Genomic DNA, 19,456 nt, shown 5'->3' on the forward strand with positions numbered 1-19,456 from the left:
CGAAGGCTCTGGCCTGAGAACGTGATGGTGGGCGATACAGGATTCGAACCTGTGACCTCTACCGTGTCAAGGTAGCGCTCTAACCAACTGAGCTAACCGCCCTCATCGGAGGGTGATGAGGAAACATGGAGCCGGAGACGGGAATCGAACCCGTGTGCAGGGATTTGCAGTCCCTTACCTAAGCCACTCGGACACTCCGGCCAGTGAAACTCGCCGGGGAACCGGTGGCCGACCCCCATGCGGGCCTCTTCGAGCGGACGACGGGATTCGAACCCGCGACCCTCACCTTGGCAAGGTGATGCTCTACCAGCTGAGCCACGTCCGCGTGCGGGAAACGCTGTGGTTTCCTGCGTCCCGACCAGGTTACACGCTCTCGTGGAGCGCTTGGACCGGTCGGTCCCGAGCGGACGACGGGATTCGAACCCGCGACCCTCACCTTGGCAAGGTGATGCTCTACCAGCTGAGCTACGTCCGCGCGGCGAGTGTTCGGGGCCTTCCGCCTGGCGGCTGTCCGCCCCGTTCGCTGCGTTTAGAACTCTAGCGGATACGTGGCCCGAGTGCGAAATCGGAGCTGTGGAGGCCCTCGTGCGGGCTCTGCCGCCCCCCGTAGGGGGTGCGCGAGGCCCACGGGCCCTGCCGGGCGGCCGTGGACCGAGGCCGGGGCGGCCCCACCGCGGCCCGCCCCGGATGCGCCGCCCGTGTCAGTTCTCCGCGTGCGCGGACGAGGGCATGTCGGGACGAGGGGGAGCGGACAGGTACTGGCCGACCCGCTCGATCACCTTGTTCATCTCGTAGGCGATCAGGCCCACGTCGCTGTCGGAGTCCGACATCAACGCCATGCAGGCGCCGTCCCCCGCGGCGGCGACGAACAGGAAGGCCTCGTCCATCTCGATGATGCTCTGACGGATGTTGCCGGCGGAGAACTGCTTGCTGGCCCCGCCCGCGAGGCTGTGCAGCCCCGAGGCGATCGCCGACAGGTGTTCGGCGGCCGAGCGGTCCAGCCCGCTCGAGGTCGCCATGAGGAGGCCGTCGGTGGACAGGACGACGGCGTGCTGGGTCCCGGGGGCGCGGGTGAGCAGGTCGTCCAGGAGCCAGCTCAGTTCTCCGCGGGTGGTGCTCGGTGGGGTCATGTCTCTCTTCGCTCTGTCCGTGGGCGGGCGTGGTGGGTCGCGCAGGGGAGCGTGCCCGGTGTGGAGGGGCATCACCGGTCGGTTTCCACTGTCCCCGCGTAAGCGTTGCCCGGATGATAGTCATTCGTAACTTATCCGCGCGCGGCCCACAACACCGCAGGGGCGGGCGATCCGGGGCACCCGCGCCCCTGACCAGTGGGGACGTTCGGGGAAAGTGGAACCGGGGCCCGCAACCGCGGCCGGTGCCGGACACGGCCCTTGCCAGGGTCGCGGTGCTGCGGGTAGGGGCGGGGGTCCCTGCCGGGCCGGGTACGCCGGCCGCAGTGGGAGGATCGTGCCCCGACCGCTTCGACCAGTGCGGACGACCGATGGAGGGCTGTGCAATGAAGGTGTGGATCGCAGGTGCGGGTTTCGGCCGCGGCGCGGTCGTGGACCAGGCCGAGGCCCGTGTGCCGGTCCTGGACCACGGCATCACGGTGGGCGACGGCGTCTTCGAGACCGTGCGGGCCACGGACGGGCGGCCCTTCGCCCTGACCCGCCACCTGAAGCGGCTCGCGCGCTCGGCCGAGGGGCTGGGCATGGCCGAGCCCGATCTCGACCTGATCGCCGACGGGGTGTCCCGCGCGGTCGCCGCCAACCCGGAACTGAACGACGCGCGTGTGCGCATCACGGTCACCGACGGCACCGGCCCGCTCGGTTCGGACCGCACGCCGGGTGAGCAGACCGCGATCGTGGCCCTGGCGCCGTTCCCGAACATCCCCGACCACTCCGACGTGGTGCTCTCCCCGTGGCCCCGCAACGAGTTCGGGGCGCTGGCCGGCCTGAAGACGACCTCCTACGCCGACAACGTGCGCGCCCTCGCGTACGCGCGCGCACGGGGAGGGAGCGAGGCGGTCTTCCCGAACGTGAGCGGGAACCTGTGCGAGGGCACGGGCAGCAACGTCTTCGTGGTCCTGGACGGTCGCCTGGTCACCCCGCCGCTGTCGGCCGGGCCCCTGGCGGGGATCACGCGTGAGTTGGTCCTGGAGTGGTACGGCGCCGAGGAGGCGGACGTGCCGATGGAGCGCCTGCCGGAGGTCACCGAGGTGTTCCTGACCTCCACGGGGCGCGACGTCCAGCCGATCCTGCACATCGACGGCCGCCAGGTCTCCGCGGAGCCGGGCCCGGTCTCGCGCAAGGCCCGTGAGGTCTTCGCGGAGCGCGCCGCCGCCGACATCGACCCCTGATCACGCCCCAGGACAAGCACAGGGGACGGTGCACGCTCGGTGCACCGTCCCCCTGAAGTGTGTTCGGGGCGACCCGGGTCAGGCCAGGTGGCGCTCGATCTCCTCGTCCAGGTCCACGTACGTGGTCTCCTGGCCGGCGGGGACGATCTCGTAGGTGCGGTGCAGAAACTCGGCCAGGGGCGACACCTGGGTGTCGAACTCGGCCTGCCCGAAGGGGGAGGACAACGCGATGCTGACGCTGCGCTCGCCGCTGTCGTCCTTGGAGGGCCACACACGGACGTCGCCCTCGCCGACGGGGCGCACGATCCCGACCGTGAGGAGCTCACGGGCGAAGATCCACTCGACGGGCTCGTCCTCGCCGGTGTGGAAAGCCACGCGGATCGCGTAGGGGTCGCCGGCGCTGTAGTCGAGCCGCGCGACCAACGGGACCGAGGTGCGCTCGGGGACGACGAGCCGCAGGCCCAGCTCGGCGGTGGCGGTGGTGTCGCTACTGTTCATGTTCGCCAAACCTCTTCTTGTCCGGCCCTGCTGTGCGGCGCGGGTCGGTGGTGCCGTCTCACTGGCTCCAACGCGGTCGTCCGCGGATCATGACGTGAGTACGGAGACTTTTTCGATCGGTGGGACCGGTTCCTCGGGCCCTTTGCCCGGGCCCGTGCGCCGCAGGGCGGCTCCAGATCCTTCGTCACTGTAATGACCAGGGGAAACCAAAGATTTCCCCATATTGGGTGTCCCACGTCACGGATCGGTCATGGCGTGGGGGTCCCCGATGCGCACCATCGGAGCGTGAACCGCCTCGCGAGCGGGGGTTCGGGGGTCTCCTGACGAAGCCTTGACCCACTGCGCGACGCTCAAAGTGACCTCCATCACACATCGGGGTTCGCCCGTGCGGCCCTGGGTGGAACGAGCACCCCGAAACATGCGCTAGAGTTTTACATGTCCGACCGAGAGGGCGGACGGAGCAACAGCTCGGGGCGATTAGCTCAGTTGGCTAGAGCGCATCGTTCACACCGATGAGGTCACTGGTTCGAGTCCAGTATCGCCCACAAGCAGGGAGCCGGGTCACCGTTCGAGACGGTGGCCCGGCTTTTTTTGTGCGTGGAGCCGCCCGGGCCGGCCCGGCACATGCCCGTATGTTCCGGCCAGGGCGTGCGTGACCGGAACGCGGCGTCCGACGCGGTCCGTGCCTGTCACACGGGATCCGGGTCCGGATCGGCGTCGTTGTCCGGTTGCCTTCCTTCTTTGGCCGCCCTGCGCGCGCGACGCCTGCGCACGTACTCGTCCTTGCGGCGCTCGGCGTACTGCTCCGCACGGCGGGCCCACTTGCGGGCGGGGCGCAGGATCCGGTGGGCCCACCGGAACTCCGTGCTCAGGATGAGCAGCCCCAGCAGCAGTGCGGCGATCCCCGGTCCGGGCGTCACGAAGAAGACGACCCCGGCCAGGAGGACGACCGTCCCCACCGTGCCGACGAGGATGCGCCAGGGGAGGCGGAGGGCCGGATGGGTGTGCATCCGGCGGCGGAAGAGTCGGATCCGGGCTCGCGCCCGCCGCCAGCGCCGCCTGCGTGCCTGCAGCGCCGGTGCTCTCTCCGGTGGCGGGGGATCGTTCGGTGGGCTCGGTGACATGCGCTCACATTCGGTCGAAGCCGGTGGATGCGGTCGCGACGGCTGAGGAGAAGATCGGATGTCTGCTGATTGTCACCGATCTTCCGGCCGGGATCAATGCTCCGAGGTGTCGACCGAATCCCGTTATGACCCCATTTCACCTGCCACGGGCGTCCGTCGTCGACGGGGCGGCTGTGGACAACCGATCGGCACTCCACGGCGGAGCCGATAGCATCGAAGGGGCATGTTCTCCCCTCCAACGCCGGGGAGGGCGTGTGCCTTCCAGAGTTTCCACGTATCCCTAGGAGTTATCGTGTCCGCCGCGCCTGAGCTGCACATCACCCTCGCCGGAACCCCGCGTGCGGTGGCGGCCACGACCACCGCGGGGCAGGCGCTGGAGGCCGACGGCAAGACCGTGATCGCGGCCCTGGTCAACGGCGAACCGCGCGACCTCGCCCACGAGCTCGCCGACGGCGACACCGTCGAGCCCGTTGCGATCGAATCGGAGGAGGGGCGCGCGATCCTGCGCCACTCCACCGCGCACGTGCTCGCCCAGGCCGTCCAGGAGCTGTTCCCCGAGGCCAAGCTCGGCATCGGCCCGCCCGTCGAGAACGGCTTCTACTACGACTTCGACGTCGCCGAACCGTTCACCCCCGCCGATCTCAAGGCCATCGAGAAGAAGATGCAGCAGATCGTCAAGCAGGGGCAGCGCTTCGACCGGCGCGAGGTCTCCGACGACGACGCCCGGGCCGAGCTGGCCACCGAGCCGTACAAGCTCGAGCTCATCGGCCTCAAGGGCGGTGCCGCGGAGGCGGCCGAGGGCGCGTCCGCCGAGGTCGGCGCCGGCGAGCTGACCATCTACGACAACATCCACCCCCGCACCGGCGAACAGTGCTGGAAGGACCTCTGCCGCGGGCCGCACGTGCCCACGACCAAGTCCATCCCGGCCTTCAAGCTCATGCGCACCGCCGCCGCCTACTGGCGCGGCAAGGAGACCAACCCCCAGCTCCAGCGCGTCTACGGCACCGCGTGGGAGGACAAGGACGCGCTCAAGGCCTACCTGGCCTTCCTCGAGGAGGCCGAGAAGCGCGACCACCGCAAGCTCGGCTCCGAGCTCGACCTGTTCTCCATCCCCGACGAGATCGGGTCCGGCCTGGCGGTCTTCCACCCCAAGGGCGGCGTCATCCGCCGGGTCATGGAGGACTACTCCCGCAAGCGGCACGAGGAGGGGGGCTACGAGTTCGTCTACACCCCCCACGCCACCAAGAGCGCGCTGTTCGAGAAGTCGGGGCATCTGGACTGGTACGCCGACGGCATGTACCCGCCCATGCAGCTCGACGGCGGGCAGGACTACTACCTCAAGCCGATGAACTGCCCGATGCACCACCTGATCTTCGACGCGCGCGGGCGCTCCTACCGTGAGCTGCCGCTGCGCCTGTTCGAGTTCGGCACCGTGTACCGGTACGAGAAGTCGGGTGTGGTGCACGGTCTGACCCGCGCCCGCGGTTTCACCCAGGACGACTCGCACATCTACTGCACCCGCGAGCAGATGGCCGACGAGCTCGACTCCCTGCTCACCTTCGTGCTCGACCTGCTGCGCGACTACGGCCTCGACGACTTCTACCTCGAGCTGTCCACCAAGGACCCGGAGAAGTTCGTCGGCAGCGACGAGATCTGGGAGGAGTCCACCCGGGTCCTGCGCCAGGCAGCCGACAAGCAGGGTCTGGACCTGGTCATGGACCCGGGCGGGGCCGCCTTCTACGGCCCGAAGGTCTCGGTGCAGGCCAAGGACGCCATCGGCCGTACCTGGCAGATGTCCACGATCCAGGTCGACTTCAACATGCCCGAACGCTTCGACCTGGAGTACACCGCCGCCGACGGCAGCCGTCAGCGCCCGGTGGTGATCCACCGCGCCCTGTTCGGCTCCATCGAGCGCTTCTTCGCGGTGCTGCTGGAGCACTACGCGGGTGCGTTCCCGGCATGGCTGGCCCCGGTGCAGGCGGTCGGTATCCCGATCGCCGACGAGCACGTGCCCTACCTCCAGGAGGTCCAGGCCAAGCTGCGCGCCGAGGGTATCCGGGTGGAGGTCGACGCCGGCGACGACCGTATGCAGAAGAAGATCCGCAACGCCCAGAAGCAGAAGGTGCCGTTCATGGTTCTGGCCGGTGACGACGACGTCGCCAAGGGCGCGGTGTCCTTCCGTTACCGCGACGGGTCGCAGAACAACGGGGTCCCGGTCGACGAGGCCGTGGCCGAGATCGTGGCGGCGGTGCGCGAACACCGCTGATCCGCCGGAACACATGAGTACGGGGCGTCCACCACGGCCGGGTGGGCGCCCCGCGTCTGTTCGGGGAGGGGGTGCGAGGAGCTTACTTCTTCGCCTTGGAGTCGCCCTCGTCGTCACCGAACAGGTCCGCGCGGGAGATGCGTGCGGTGGCGTTGGGGTCGGGGGTCTGCTCCTGCTCCTCGTCGTCGCGGAACAGGTCATCACGGGAGATGCGATGCGTCGCGTTGGGGTCACTCATGAGCTCGTACTCCTTGTGGATCGGGGCATGCCGGATCCTATCGCTCCCTTCGGACACCGGGGGCGTGGCGGTTCACCGCCCGGTACCGGGGCCCGGTCAGTGTCCGGTACACCGTTCCCAGGTCTGGCGGGGGATGTGTTCCAGCAGGTCGATGAGGTAGTCGGCGGCGAGGAGGGCACGTTCGGGGTCGAGCTGCATCGGTGCCCAGGTGAGTACGTAACCGCCGGTGAAGCGCACGGGCAGCGAGCGCGAACGGGGATCGGCCAGCAGCCAGGCCGTCAGGTCGCCGTCCAGCACCGAGCGGGCGAAGTCCGAGTCGCCGCCGCTGGTGTCGAAGGCCGTTCCGAATGGGGCGCCCTCAGCGGCCCCCGGGTGCGGTGCCCGGCGCCGGATCTCCAGGTCGGTGCCCACGCCGGGGGTCCGCACCGCCACCACGCGGTGGACGTGCTCGGCGTGGCCGGTGCCCCGCTCCGTGGTGACCGCGACCGTCTGCACGTGTTCGAAGGCCGTCACCCGGTACAGCCCCCACGAGCCGGTGAGCACGTGCTGGTGGCGGGATCTTCGTACCCCCGGCTCGGTCGGGACCACGGCATCTCCGAGGGGAGCGGGGTGCCGGTCGGTGTAGGTCCACCCGTTGTCGCGGGCCCAGGCGCGTAACTCGCCGACCCGGTCCTTGCCGAAGTGCGCGGCGACCGTGATCGCACCCACGGTGACCACGACCACGACCAGCGCGATCGTCGGCAGGACGCCTTCCATGCGTACTCCTGCTGCTGGGGAGCGGCGGGGGCGCGGGGGACCCCTCGGGGGTTGCGGGCCCGTGGGGACAGGGGACCCGGATCGGCCTTCACGTCCATTCTGTTCCGGTCAGGGCCGGTTGTCACTACTCGGACGTGGCCGGATGGGGACGCTGCGTGGCCGGTGGTGCCCCTGGGGTCAGGTGCACTCCGAGTAATCGGTACTGAACCCGGGCGCCGCGGTGTCGTAACAGAGCCCGACCGGGGGAGCGGCGGCCGTCTGCGCGTCGTGGCCGCTCTCGTGGGCGACGAGGAGGCCGGATCCGGGCGCACCGTCGAAGGTCAGGGTCAGGGTGCGCACGTCGGTGCCGTCGCCGGCGCCCTCCGGACCGAGCTCGAACCCGCTCGGGGCGATCTCCCCGTCGGGGGTGGCCACGGCGAACTGGTCCGGGTCGTCGGCGAAGCCGTGGTGGACCTCCTGGACCAGGCCCCGGAACTCCAGGGCGCCGCCCTCGGCGGTGGGCGGATCCAGCACGACGACCGCGTGGTCGGGCGGTTGCGCCGAGTCGAAGGTGATGTGCGCGGCCCCGTCGGCGACCTCGTCCGACCACGGGTCCAGCTGCGCGTCGAGGAGGGCGGTGACGTCGGTGGAGGCCTCGCTGCGCTGTCCCATGTGGGTGGCCTCGTTGGTCGCCCCGGGCGGGGGCCAGGGGTCTGACCCGCCCGCGTCGCCGCCATCGCCTTCGGTGCCGGAGGCCGCCTCGCCGTCGCCGCCCCCGTCGGCCGCACCGCCTGCCTCGGAGAGCCCGCTTCCGGACCCGCCGGTGACCGCCGGTTCCACCCGCGGCCACAGGACCACACCCCCGGCGACCAGGGCGAGGGCGGCTGCCGCAGCGATCCAGGAGAGCGGCCGCGACCGGCGCGGGGGCAGCTCGACGCGGGTCGGCGCGACCTGCCACCCCTGCCCGACGATCCGGGTGGCGATGGCGGTCGGTTCCTCGTCCGGTGCTGCCGAACCCAGCGCCCGCAGCGCCTGCTCCGGGGTGGGACGGCGCGCCGGGTCCCGTTCGAGCGCGGCCCGCACCAGCGGCAGCAGATCCGCGGGAACACCGTCCAGGTCGGGGGAGCCGCTGAGGATGCGCTGCGCCAGCACCTGGGCGCTGCCGCTGCCGAACGGGTTGCGGCCGGTGGCGGCGAAGGCCACGAGCCCGCCCCAGGCGAAGACGTCGGAGGCCACCGAGACGGGGGAGCCCCCGTAGCGTTCGGGCGCCACCCACCCGGGTGTGCCGAGCATCCCGCCGGTGCGTGTGAGGGCGGTGCCGTCCAGCGCGCGGGCGATGCCGAAGTCCAGCACCTTGGGCCCGTCACCGGAGACCACGACGTTGCCGGGCTTGAGGTCGCGGTGCACGATCCCGGCGCCGTGGATGTCGACCAGGGCCGAGGCCATCCCGGCGGCGAGCCCGGTCAGCGTGGTTCCGGCGAGCGGGGTCGAGCCGGCGTGCGCGCGCAGGGTCGGGCCGGTCACGTACTCGGTCGCCAGCCAGGGGGTCGCGGCCTCGGCGTCGGCGCCGCGGAACCGGGGTACGAAGGGGCTGTCCACCCGCCGCACGAGGTCGACCTCGCGGGCGAAGCGGGCCCGGAACTCCCGGTCGGCGGCGAACTCCGGGTGCACGACCTTGACGGCGGAGTACCCGTCGCGGCCGTGCCGGGCCAGGTACACCGTGCCCATGCCGCCGGACCCGACGCGGCCCAGGAGCCGGTGCGGTCCCACCTTGCGGGGATCGGCCTCGCCCAACGGGCGCGGGCCGCCCGGGGCGGCGGCGTCAGGAGCCATCCTGCCCCTCCCAACCCGGCTGCTCGAACCCTTCGACCGCGCAGTCGTACCAGGGCACCTGCATGGGCGGGGGCACGTCGCCCCAGTCCGGTTCGGCGGTGTCGTAACAGATCGGGTGGGCCTGCTGCATCGGGCTCTCCGGGTAGGCCTCGCCGGTGGTCGAGGCCGGCAGCCCGTAGGAGAGCACACCCCGGTCCGGCACGCCCTCGAAGGTGACCTCGAAGTCCTGGACCGGTTCGTCGGCTGTCACGGTGACCAGGGGCTCGTCCTCGACGGCGGCGTGTTCGACGCGGGACCCCTCCGCCCAGTAGTCGTCGACCACGGGGGAGTCCTCGTCCGGCAGGAGGATCTCCAGTTCCTGGCCGTGCAGCGTGTAGTCGCCCTCCTCCGGGCCGTACTGGGCGGTGCCCGTCATGCGCAGGTCCTCGCCCTCGCGCTCGACGCCGGTCATGGTGATCGCCACGACGAGGTCGGCGTCCTGGAGGGGATACAGGCCGGAGGGGTCCGGTTCGAGCGGTTCCTTGGTGCCGTGCACGGCGAGGGTGTCGTGGCCGCTGGGCAACACACCCAGCGCCGTGTAGGGCTCGCCGCCCGTGGTGTCGGCGAGCAGGTCGGGGCCGCCTGCGCTGTCGTCGGTCAGGTCCGCCGCGGCCCCGCCGTCGTCATGGCCGTCCGCGGCGCCCTCCTGTGCGGCGCCGTCGCCCTCCCCGCCGGTGTTCTGTGTCCCGAGGAACCATCCCCCGCCCGCCACAAGGAGTACGGCCGCTGCGGCCGCGGACCACACCAGCAGGCGGTTGCGGCGTTCCGACCTGGGCCGGTGGCGCGGGGCGGTGCTCCACGCGGAGGTGTCGGTGACGGTCGAGTCGGGCACGTGCCAGACCCGCGCCAGGACCTCGGGCAGGCGCGCGGCCGCCTCCTCCGGCGTGGCCGTACCCAGCGCACCCGCGGCGAGGTCCCCCGGGGCCGGGCGCCGCGCGGGGTCCTTGTCCAGCGCGGCCCGCACCAACGGAACGAGCTCGCCGGGCACACCCGACAGGTCCGGTTCGGCGTGCGCGGTGCGGTGCAGCATCACCTCGGGCTCGCCCGAACCGAAGGGGTTGCGGCCCGTCGCCGCGAAGACCGTCAGCGCACCCCAGGCGAAGACGTCGGCGGCGGGGCCGGGCTCCTCACCGCGCTGCAGTTCGGGTGCGATCCACCCCGGGGTGCCCACGGCCGTGCCCGTGCGCGTGAGCGCGGTGGCGTCGAGGGCGCGGGCGATGCCGAAGTCCAGCACCCGCGGACCCTCGGGGGAGAGCACGATGTTGGCCGGTTTGAGGTCGCGGTGCACGATCCCCAGGCCGTGCACGTCCCGCAGGGCCTCGGCGACGGCCGCGGCGAGCGCGCGCACCATCGGTTCCGGCAGCGGGCCGTGCTCCCGGACCGCCGCGTGCAGGGTGGCGCCCGGAACGTACTCGGTGGCCAGCCACGGCACCGCCGCCGAGGTGTCGGAGCTCAGGTGCGCGGGCGCGAACGGGGTACGGACCCGCCGGACGAGCTCGACCTCGCGGGCGAAGCGGGCCCGGAAGTCCGGGTCGTCGGCCAGCGAACGGTGCACGGTCTTGACGGCGGCGGGCCGGTCCTCCCGGTCGACGCCGGCGTAGACCACGCCCATGCCGCCCGAACCGAGCCTCCTCACCAGCCGGAACGGGCCCATGGTGCCCGGATCGGTGTCGGTCAGGGGCTCGGTTCCGGGAGGGTTCTGGGAGGTGTTGTCCATGAGGGGCCTGTCGCCGGGGGTGGGATCGGTGCGGACCCACTATGCCAACCCCGCGACCGCAACGGGTGGCCGGGAGCGGCCTTGACCGCACCCGGCCACCCCCACCGCCCGGGCGCCGACCCCGTCCACTCGGGTCGGGCCCCGGGTCAGGCGGGCAGGTTCAGCTCGCGGGCGATGAGCATCTTCTGCACCTCGCTCGTGCCCTCGCCGATCTCCAGGATCTTCGCGTCCCGGTAGAACCGCCCGACCGGGTAATCGATCATGAACCCGTACCCGCCGAAGACCTGCGTGGCGTCGCGGGCGTTGTCCATGGCGGCGTTGGAGGCCACCAGCTTGGCGATGGCCGCCTCCTTCTTGAACGGCTCGCCGGCCAGCATCCGCGAGGCCGCGTCGTAGTAGGCCAGGCGCGCGGTGTGCGTGCGCGACTCCATCTCGGCGATCTTGAACTGGATCGCCTGGTACTCGCCGATGTGGTGCCCGAACGCCTCGCGCTCGTGTGCGTAGCGCACGCTCTCGTCAACGCACCCCTGAGCCAGCCCCACCGACAGCGCGGCGATCGCGATCCGGCCCTCGTCGAGGATCCGCAGGAACTGGGCGTACCCGCGCCCGCGCTCGCCGACCAGGTTGGCCTCGGGCACACGGCAGTCCTCGAAGACCAGCTCGTTGGTGTCGGAGGCGTTCCACCCGACCTTGGAGTACTTCTGCCCGATCGTGAACCCGGGAGTGCCCGCCGGCACCAGGATCGAGGAGATCTCCGGGCGCCCGTCCGAGCGCCGCCCCGTCACCGCGGTCACCGTCACCAGTGAGGTGACGTCGGTCCCGGAGTTGGTGATGAACGACTTCGTGCCGTTGATGACCCACTCGCCGTTCTCCAGGTGCGCGGTGGTGCGCGTGGCCCCCGCGTCGGAGCCGCCGTCGGGCTCGGTCAGCCCGAACGCGCCCAGCGCCCGCCCGGAGCACAGGTCCGGGAGGTAGGTCTTCTTCTGCTCGGCGGTCCCGAACCGGTGGATCGGCATGGCCCCGAGCGAGACCCCCGCCTCCAGGGTGATGGCCACCGAGGAATCGACCCGGGCCAGTTCCTCCAGGGCCAGGCACAGCGCGAAGTAGTCCCCGCCCATGCCCTCGTGCTCCTCGGGGAAGGGCAGGCCGAACAGGCCCATCCGCCCCATCTTGGCGACGATGTCGTAGGGGAAGGCCGAACGCTCGTAGAAGTCGCCGATCACCGGGGCGACCTCGGTGCGGGCGAACTCCTCCACGGCGGCCCGCAGGTCGGCGTGCTCGGTGGACAGTTCGTGGCGGTTCATTGCTGCTCCTCGCTGGTGGCGGGGGTGGTGGCCTCCGACGCCTCGTGGCCGTCGGTGCTGGGTGTGACGGTGACCAGGACCGCGTCCATGGGCACCGGTGTTCCGGGGGAGACCGCCACGGCGGTGACGGTCCCGTCGACGGGGGAGGGCACCGAGTGCTCCATCTTCATCGCCTCGACCAGGGCCAGCGCGGTGCCGGCGGTGACCTCCTGGCCGACCTCGACGGGCACGTCGAGCACGGTTCCGGGCATGGGGCTGCGCACGGTGCCGTCGGCGGCGGCCTCGTCCTCGCGCAGCGCCGCCGCGACGGGCTCCTCGTGCAGGGTCCAGGCCAACCCGTCGGTCCCCACCCAGCGGTGCGCGCTCGCGGGGTCGGCCGCACGGGTGAAGGTGCGGGTGCGTCCGGCGTGGGTCACGGTCAGGCGGGTGCCGTCGGCGCTGCGGCGGGCGCGGGCCCGGACCGGCGCGCCGTCGTCGACGGAGACCTCGAACCCGTCGCCGCTGTGCCGCACGCGCACCACGGACGAGTCCCGGCGCGGGGCCCGCAGCCGCCACGGCGTCCAGGAGTTCTCGCCCATGCGCCACCCGTCGGGCACCGAGAATCTGTCGGGGGAGGGCTCGCCCCCCGGTTCCAGGTCCAGTTGCAGGTCCAGCGCGACCGCGGCCTGCACGTGCTCGGGCGCCTGCTCGGGAGCGGCCTCGGGCGGGTCGGTCTCGATGAGGTCGGTGCTCAGGTCGCCCGCGACCACGCGGGGGTGGCGCAGCAGCCGGCGCAGGTACGCGGTGTTGGTGACGCACCCCAGCAGCAGGTACGAACCGAGGGCGCTGTCCATGCGGCGCAGCGCCTCGGCACGGTCCGAACCCCACGTGACGACCTTGGCGAGCATCGGGTCGAAGTCGGAGGTGACGACCGTGCCCTCGGTGATCCCGGAGTCCACGCGCACCCCTTCGCCCCGCGGTTCGGTGAGCGAGAGCACCGGGCCGCCGCTGGGCAGGAACCCGTGGTCTGCGTCCTCGGCGTAGACCCGGCACTCCACCGCGTGCCCGCGCATGGAGACCTGGTCCTGGCCGAAGTCCAACGGCTCGCCCTGCGCCACCCGCACCTGGAGTTCGACCAGGTCGATGCCGCGTACCCCGTCGACGGCCACGACCTCCTCGGTGACGGGGTGCTCGACCTGCAGCCGGGTGTTCATCTCCAGGAACGAGAAGGACACCCCGCCGCCCGGGTCGGTGTCGGCGATGAACTCGACGGTGCCGGCACCCACGTAACCGCAGGCCTTGGCGGCGGCCACGGCGGACTGGCCCATCTGGGAACGCTGGTCCGGGGTCAGGAGCGGGGACGGGGCCTCCTCCACGACCTTCTGGTGGCGCCGCTGCAGGCTGCACTCGCGTTCGCCCAGGTGCAGAACGTTGCCGTGGGTGTCGGCGAGCACCTGCACCTCGATGTGGCGCGGGCGCTGCACGAGGCGTTCCACGAGCAGGGTGTCGTCGCCGAAGGAGGCCCGGGCCTCCCGGCGTGCGGCCGCGGCGTCGGCGAGCAGGGTGTCGGGCCCGTGCACCGCCCGCATGCCCTTGCCGCCGCCCCCGGCCGAGGGTTTAAGCAGCAGCGGGTACCCGGTCTCCTCTGCCCGGCGGAGCAGGTCCGCGTCGGGCAGGGGCGCGCCGGGTTCCTCGGTGAAACCGCCCAGGACCGGCACCCCGGCGGCGGCCACCGTCTCCTTGGCGCGGATCTTGTCGCCCATCGCCTCGATCGCCTCGGCGGGCGGGCCGATCCACACCAGCCCTGCATCGGAGACCGCGCGAGCGAAGCCGGCGTTCTCCGACAGGAACCCGTACCCGGGGTGGACCATCCCGGCCCCGGCCTCCCGCGCGGCCGCGACCACGGCGTCGGCGTCGAGGTAGGAGGGCACCAGGACGGCCGTGTCGGCGGCGAGGGTGTGCGGGGCGTCGGCGTCGGCGCCGGTGTGCACCGCCACCGTGCCCATCCCCATGCGGCGCAGGGTGCGCATCACGCGCAGGGCGATCTCTCCCCGGTTGGCGACCAGCACGGTCGCGGGGGGTGTCGTGCTCATGCTGTCTCCAGTGCGGCGCTGCGAGTTCGGTTCGGTCACGGGGCTCACATCCGGAAGACGCCGTAGCCCACGGGCTCCAGCGGTGTGTGGCGGGCGGCCGACAGGGCCATGGCGAGCACGTCCCGGGTGTCGGCCGGGTCGATGACGCCGTCGTCCCACAGGCGGGCGGTCGAGTAGTAAGGGCTGCCCTGTTCCTCGTACTGGTCGCGGATGGGCGCCTTGAACCCCTCCTCGTCCTCGGCCGACCACTCCTGCCCGCGCGCCTCCAGCTGGTCGCGGCGCACGGTCGAGAGCACCGACGCCGCCTGTTCCCCGCCCATGACGGAGATGCGGGCGTTGGGCCACATCCACAGGAACCGGGGCGAGTAGGCGCGCCCGCACATGCTGTAGTTCCCGGCACCGAAGGAACCGCCGATGACCACGGTGAACTTGGGGACGCGTGCGCAGGCCACGGCGGTGACCATCTTCGCGCCGTGTTTGGCGATGCCCCCGGCCTCGTAGTCGCGCCCGACCATGAACCCGGAGATGTTCTGCAGGAACACCAGCGGGATCCCGCGCCGGTCGCACAGCTCGATGAAGTGGGCGCCCTTGAGCGCGGACTCCCCGAACAGGATCCCGTTGTTGGCGACGATCCCCACCGGGTGACCGTGCAGATGGGCGAAACCGGTCACCAGGGTGGTGCCGTACTCGGCCTTGAACTCGGTGAACTCGCTGCCGTCCACGACACGTCCGATGACCTCGCGCACGTCGTACGGGGTCCGGGTGTCGGAGGGCACCACCCCGTACAGCTCCTCCGGGTCGAGCTTCGGGGGGATCGGGGTGCGTGTCTCCCACGCCGGTGCGTCGGGCGGGCCGAGCGTGTCGGCGATGCGCCGGACCTGGTGCAGGGCGTCGGCGTCGTCGTCGGCCAGGTGGTCGGTCACCCCGGACACCCGGGAGTGCAGGTCCCCGCCGCCCAGGTCCTCGGCGCTGACGACCTCGCCGGTGGCGGCCTTCACCAGCGGGGGACCGCCCAGGAAGATCGTGCCCTGGTCCCGCACGATGACGGCCTCGTCGCTCATGGCGGGCACGTAGGCGCCGCCGGCGGTGCACGAGCCCAGGACCGCGGCGATCTGGGGGATACCCAGCTTCGACATGGTCGCCTGGTTGAAGAAGATGCGGCCGAAGTGCTCCCGGTCGGGGAAGACGTCGTCCTGCATGGGCAGGAACGCCCCGCCCGAGTCGGCGAGGTACACGCAGGGTAGCCGGTTGTGCAGAGCCACCTCCTGCGCGCGCAGGTGTTTCTTGACGGTCATCGGGTAGTAGCTGCCGCCCTTGACGGTCGCGTCGTTGGCCACGACCACGGTCGGGCGCCCGGCGACCCGGCCCACCCCGGCGATGATCCCGGCGCCGGGGGCGTCCTGGCCGTCGGCGCCGTACATGTCGTGCGCGGCCAGCGGTGCGATCTCCAGGAACGGCGAGCCGGGGTCGAGGAGGAGGTCGACACGTTCGCGCGGCAGGAGCTTGCCGCGTTCGACGTGGCGGGTGCGGGCCTTCTCGGGTCCGCCCAGGGCCGCGGTGGCGATGCGTTCGCGCAACTGCGTGGCCAGAGCGCGGTTCGCGGCGTCGTTGGCGGCGAACGCGGGCCCGGCGGTGTCGACCGCCGAACCGAGCACAGGTGCCCTGCTCATGGTGTCCTCTCGTGGAGGGGTGTTAACCGTCACTAACATCGGTGATGTTAATGACTACTAACATCGGTGTCCAGACCCTGGAGCGGTACAGGAACCCGGACGAGAGGGGACGACATGGGGAAGAGACCGGCAGGCGGGCGCCGGGCGCACATCCTGGCCGCGGCGGCGGAGCTCTTCGCCGAGCACGGCTACCGGGGCGTGACCATCGACGACCTCGGACGCGCCGTCGGCACCACCGGGCCGGCCGTCTACCGGCACTTCGCCGGGAAGGAAGCGCTCCTGGGGCAGGTCCTGGTCGACATCAGCGTGCGCCTCTCCGAACAGGGCGAGGAGCTGCTCGCCCGCGCCGAGGACCCCGACCACGCCCTCGACCTGCTCCTGCGCGGCCACATCGCCTTCTCCCTCGACGAACCCGCGCTCATCACGGTGCACGACCGCGAGCTCGGCAACCTCACCCCGCAGGACCGGGCACGCGTGCGCCGTCTGCAGCGCGGTTACGTCGAGCAGTGGGTGGGGGTCCTGGCCGACCTGCGTCCGGAGGAACCCCGCAACGCTCTGCGCGCCTCGGTGCACGCCGTCTTCGGCCTGCTCAACTCCACCCCGCACAGCCGCGGCACCGTCCGGCGCGACGCCATGGCCCGGCTGCTGTTCGCCATGGGCCGATCGGCTCTGACCGCTGGGCGGGAAGCCCCAGGGCAAAACGACACGTGACCCCTGATGCCCCCTGACATGCAGCAATAGGCTCGGGAACCGCTCCGGTCGCTTGGGTCTGCGTTGACCGGGGTCCGGGTAGGGCCGCCCGCGAGGCGTCCCGGAGCACGAGGCCGGCTCGCGGGACGCGAGCACGCGTACAAGGGGGAGGCCATTCATGGTCGACGGACCGCGCACGAACTCGAACCCGCACACCACCACGACGGCGGGCTCGCCCGCGCCCAGTGACGAGCAGTCGCTGAGCGTCGGGCGCGACGGGCCACTGGTGATGCACGACGTCTACCTGATCGAGAAGATGGCGCAGTTCAACCGCGAACGTGTGCCGGAACGCGTCGTGCACGCCAAGGGCAGCGGCGCCTACGGGACCTTCCGCGTCACCAACGACGTGAGCGCCTACACCTGCGCCGACCTGTTCCAACCCGGCCGTGAGACGCCGATGCTGGCCCGCTTCTCCACGGTCGCCGGCGAGATGGGGAGCCCGGACACCTGGCGCGACCCGCGCGGCTTCGCGCTGAAGTTCTACACCCAGGACGGCAACTACGACATGGTCGGCAACAACACGCCGGTCTTCTTCATGCGGGATCCGCAGAAGTTCCAGGACTTCATCCGTTCCCAGAAGCGCGCCCCGCAGTCCGGCCTGCGCGACAACACCATGCAGTGGGACTACTGGTCGCTCTCGCCGGAGTCCGCGCACCAGGTCACCTGGCTCATGGGCGACCGCGGCCTGCCGAAGTCGTGGCGGCACATGGACGGGTTCTCCTCGCACACCTACATGTGGATCAACGCCGAGGGCCGCAAGTACTGGGTGAAGTACCAGTTCCAGACCGACCAGGGCAACGACTTCCTCACCCAGGAGGAGGCCGAGCGCATCTCCGGCTCGGACCCGGATCACCACCGGGCCGACCTGTTCGACGCCATCGACCGCGGCGAGTACCCGAGCTGGACCCTCAAGGTTCAGCTCATGCCGGTCGAGGACGCCGAGCAGTACCGCTTCAACCCGTTCGACCTCACCAAGGTGTGGCCGCACGCCGACTACCCGCTGATCGAGGTCGGGCGCATGACGCTGGACCAGAACCCGGACAACCACTTCATCCACATCGAACAGGCCGCGTTCGAGCCCTCCAACCTGGTGCCGGGCATCGGACCGTCGCCGGACAAGATGCTGCTGGCGCGCCTGTTCTCCTACGCCGACACCCACCGCTACCGCATCGGGGTCAACTACAACGAGCTGCCCCCGAACCAGCCGCGTGTGGCGGTGCGTTCCTACTCCAAGGACGGCAGCATGCGTTCGGTGCCGCCCAACGTCGGCGCGGTCTACCACCCGAACTCCTACGGCGGGCCGGACGTGCCGCAGCAGGAGAAGGTCGACCAGGCCTCCTGGGGCGTGGAGTCCGGGGAGCTCGTGCGCCAGGCCTACACGCTGCACCGGGACGACGACGACTTCGTCCAGCCCCGCGCGCTGATCCGCGACGTCATGGACGACGCGGCCCGGTCGCGCCTGGTGAACAACGTCGTCGGGCACCTGTCCTCGGTCGACGACGACGGGGTGCTCGAGCGGGCGCTGCAGTACTGGCGCAACATCGACGCCGAGACGGGGGACCGGATCGCCGCGGGCCTCGGCCGGGGTTGACCCGGCGGACCACGCACACGGCTTGCGGGCCCGGCACCCGAGGAAGGGGTGCCGGGCCCGCGGTCGTGGGGGACGGTGGCGACGGTGGCAAGAGAAGGGACGGCCGACCACGTGGGTCGACCGCCCCTTCCCGAGCGGGGGATGTTCCCTACAGCTCGGCCTGAGCGGCGTCGGCGTCCTCGACCGGAGCCTCCTCGACGGGAGCCTCTTCCTCGACCGGGGCCTCCTCCACGGGGGCCTCCTCAGCCGGGGCCTCTTCCTCGGCCGGAGCCTCCTCGGCCGGAGCCTCCTCGACCGGGGCCTCCTCGACCGGGGCCTCCTCGACCGGAGCCTCCTCGACGGGAGCCTCTTCCTCGACCGGGGCCTCCTCCACGGGGGCCTCCTCAGCCGGGGCCTCTTCCTCGGCCGGAGCCTCCTCGGCCGGAGCCTCCTCGACCGGGGCCTCCTCGACCGGGGCCTCCTCGACCGGAGCCTCCTCGACGGGAGCCTCTTCCTCGACCGGGGCCTCCTCGACGGGAGCTTCCTCGGCGGGAGCTTCCTCGACGGGAGCTTCCTCGGCGGGAGCTTCCTCGACCGGGGCCTCCTCGACGGGAGCTTCCTCAGCCGGGGCTTCCTCGGCGATCGGGAGCTGCTCGAGCGGGTTGCCGGGCGCCTCTTCCTCGACAGGCGCCTCCTCGACCGGAGCCTCCTCCTCGGCGACCGGGGCCTCTTCCTCGGCGGCCTCGGCCTCCTCAGCCGGGGCCTCCTCAGCCGGGGCCTCCTCAGCCGGGGCCTCCTCCTCGACCGGAGCCTCCTCGGCGGGAGCCTCCTCGGCCGGGGCTTCCTCGGCCGGGGTCTCGGCGGACTCGGCGGCCTCGGGGTCCTCGGCGGGCGCCTGCAGGCCCAGGAACTGTTCGATCAGTTCCTGGCTGACCAGGTTCCCGTGAGGCGCCTCGATCTCCTGCGGAGCGGCGTAGGCCGCGCCGGCGCCGAAGACGCTCATTCCACCGGCCAGCATCGTCGCTGCCGCGATCTTAGTGAAAGCACGCATTGGGTGCCCCAGTTCCCTTCACTACTCGGGTAGACGCGATGAGTTATCGCGCTGTTACACAGCGTGACACAGGCGGGATCGTGCCCGGTCAACTGTGAACCCCCGGCGTGTCAAGAAGCCGTATGGCTTTCCATCGCGCCGCCATACGCCGGCAAAGTCCCCGGAACGTCTTGTGCGGGGAACGGGGGGAGCGCGGGACCCGGCCGTACATTCGGCCCCGGCGGGTACACCAG

General features: G+C 71.5%; 15 protein-coding genes and 5 tRNA genes. 5 read left to right on the plus strand and 15 right to left on the minus strand.

Annotated features, from left to right (window positions below):
• Positions 1-25: 25 nt before the first annotated feature.
• From IDM40_RS09615 to IDM40_RS09635, 5 genes are all read right to left on the minus strand, one after another.
• Positions 26-102, minus strand: a tRNA-Val gene (locus IDM40_RS09615).
• Between the two features lie 24 nt (positions 103-126).
• Positions 127-201 (minus strand) — tRNA-Cys (locus IDM40_RS09620).
• Between the two features lie 51 nt (positions 202-252).
• Positions 253-325: transfer RNA gene (locus tag IDM40_RS09625), tRNA-Gly, on the minus strand.
• 77 nt (positions 326-402) lie between these two features.
• A tRNA-Gly gene (locus IDM40_RS09630) sits at positions 403-475 on the minus strand.
• 226 nt (positions 476-701) lie between these two features.
• Positions 702-1,130 (minus strand): roadblock/LC7 domain-containing protein, encoded by a 429-nt coding sequence (locus IDM40_RS09635; RefSeq protein ID WP_193121598.1) that lies wholly within the window; start codon positions 1,128-1,130, stop codon positions 702-704.
• Between the two features lie 383 nt (positions 1,131-1,513).
• On the opposite strand from IDM40_RS09635, the gene IDM40_RS09640 reads away from it, so the two are divergent.
• Positions 1,514-2,356, plus strand: a complete 843-nt coding sequence (locus IDM40_RS09640; protein WP_193121599.1) for an aminotransferase class IV — start codon at positions 1,514-1,516, stop codon at positions 2,354-2,356.
• Positions 2,357-2,434: 78 nt separating this feature from the next.
• Here IDM40_RS09640 and IDM40_RS09645 read toward each other — a convergent pair whose 3' ends face one another.
• Positions 2,435-2,854, minus strand: coding sequence for an SsgA family sporulation/cell division regulator (locus IDM40_RS09645; protein ID WP_193121600.1), 420 nt, complete (start codon positions 2,852-2,854; stop codon positions 2,435-2,437).
• Between the two features lie 471 nt (positions 2,855-3,325).
• On the opposite strand from IDM40_RS09645, the gene IDM40_RS09650 reads away from it, so the two are divergent.
• Positions 3,326-3,399: transfer RNA gene (locus IDM40_RS09650), tRNA-Val, on the plus strand.
• A 144-nt stretch (positions 3,400-3,543) separates the two neighbouring features.
• Here IDM40_RS09650 and IDM40_RS09655 read toward each other — a convergent pair.
• Positions 3,544-3,864: a PGPGW domain-containing protein gene (locus IDM40_RS09655; protein ID WP_193121601.1), complete on the minus strand. Its 321-nt coding sequence runs from the start codon at positions 3,862-3,864 to the stop codon at positions 3,544-3,546.
• 406 nt (positions 3,865-4,270) lie between these two features.
• On the opposite strand from IDM40_RS09655, the gene thrS reads away from it, so the two are divergent.
• Complete coding sequence (gene thrS, locus IDM40_RS09660; protein WP_193121602.1) at positions 4,271-6,244, plus strand: threonine--tRNA ligase; 1,974 nt, start codon at positions 4,271-4,273, stop codon at positions 6,242-6,244.
• 82 nt (positions 6,245-6,326) lie between these two features.
• Here thrS and IDM40_RS09665 read toward each other — a convergent pair whose 3' ends face one another.
• The 7 genes from IDM40_RS09665 to IDM40_RS09695 form a co-directional block, all read right to left on the minus strand.
• Positions 6,327-6,482, minus strand: coding sequence for a hypothetical protein (locus IDM40_RS09665; RefSeq protein WP_193121603.1), 156 nt, complete (start codon positions 6,480-6,482; stop codon positions 6,327-6,329).
• A 96-nt stretch (positions 6,483-6,578) separates the two neighbouring features.
• Positions 6,579-7,238, minus strand: coding sequence for a hypothetical protein (locus IDM40_RS09670; protein WP_193121604.1), 660 nt, complete (start codon positions 7,236-7,238; stop codon positions 6,579-6,581).
• A gap of 177 nt (positions 7,239-7,415) precedes the next feature.
• On the minus strand, positions 7,416-9,050 hold the full coding sequence (locus IDM40_RS09675; RefSeq protein WP_216630557.1) for a serine/threonine-protein kinase: 1,635 nt from the start codon (positions 9,048-9,050) through the stop codon (positions 7,416-7,418).
• On the minus strand, positions 9,040-10,806 hold the full coding sequence (locus IDM40_RS09680) for a serine/threonine-protein kinase (protein ID WP_193121605.1): 1,767 nt from the start codon (positions 10,804-10,806) through the stop codon (positions 9,040-9,042). Before IDM40_RS09680 ends, IDM40_RS09675 begins: the two co-directional genes overlap by 11 nt.
• 146 nt (positions 10,807-10,952) lie before the next feature.
• Complete coding sequence (locus IDM40_RS09685; RefSeq protein ID WP_193121606.1) at positions 10,953-12,110, minus strand: acyl-CoA dehydrogenase family protein; 1,158 nt, start codon at positions 12,108-12,110, stop codon at positions 10,953-10,955.
• Positions 12,107-14,182 carry an acetyl/propionyl/methylcrotonyl-CoA carboxylase subunit alpha gene (locus tag IDM40_RS09690; protein WP_193121607.1) on the minus strand — a complete coding sequence of 692 codons (2,076 nt, stop codon included), beginning with the start codon at positions 14,180-14,182 and terminating at the stop codon, positions 12,107-12,109. The genes IDM40_RS09685 and IDM40_RS09690 overlap by 4 nt, the downstream gene beginning before the upstream one ends.
• Positions 14,183-14,226: 44 nt before the next feature.
• Positions 14,227-15,837 (minus strand): carboxyl transferase domain-containing protein, encoded by a 1,611-nt coding sequence (locus tag IDM40_RS09695; RefSeq protein ID WP_193121761.1) that lies wholly within the window; start codon positions 15,835-15,837, stop codon positions 14,227-14,229.
• Positions 15,838-15,966: 129 nt separating this feature from the next.
• Here IDM40_RS09695 and IDM40_RS09700 point away from each other — a divergent pair, with 129 nt between their 5' ends.
• Both IDM40_RS09700 and IDM40_RS09705 read left to right on the plus strand, forming a co-directional pair.
• Positions 15,967-16,563, plus strand: a complete 597-nt coding sequence (locus IDM40_RS09700) for an SACE_7040 family transcriptional regulator (protein WP_193121608.1) — start codon at positions 15,967-15,969, stop codon at positions 16,561-16,563.
• Between the two features lie 157 nt (positions 16,564-16,720).
• A complete protein-coding gene (locus IDM40_RS09705; RefSeq protein ID WP_193121609.1) occupies positions 16,721-18,193 on the plus strand; it encodes a catalase in 1,473 nt (490 codons plus the stop codon).
• Positions 18,194-18,341: 148 nt separating this feature from the next.
• Here the strand turns inward: IDM40_RS09705 and IDM40_RS28075 are convergent, their stop codons facing one another.
• Positions 18,342-19,223: a hypothetical protein gene (locus tag IDM40_RS28075; RefSeq protein WP_235997468.1), complete on the minus strand. Its 882-nt coding sequence runs from the start codon at positions 19,221-19,223 to the stop codon at positions 18,342-18,344.
• Positions 19,224-19,456: the final 233 nt, after the last annotated feature.

The organism is Nocardiopsis coralli, assembly GCF_014892575.1.
Lineage (GTDB): Bacteria > Actinomycetota > Actinomycetes > Streptosporangiales > Streptosporangiaceae > Nocardiopsis > Nocardiopsis coralli.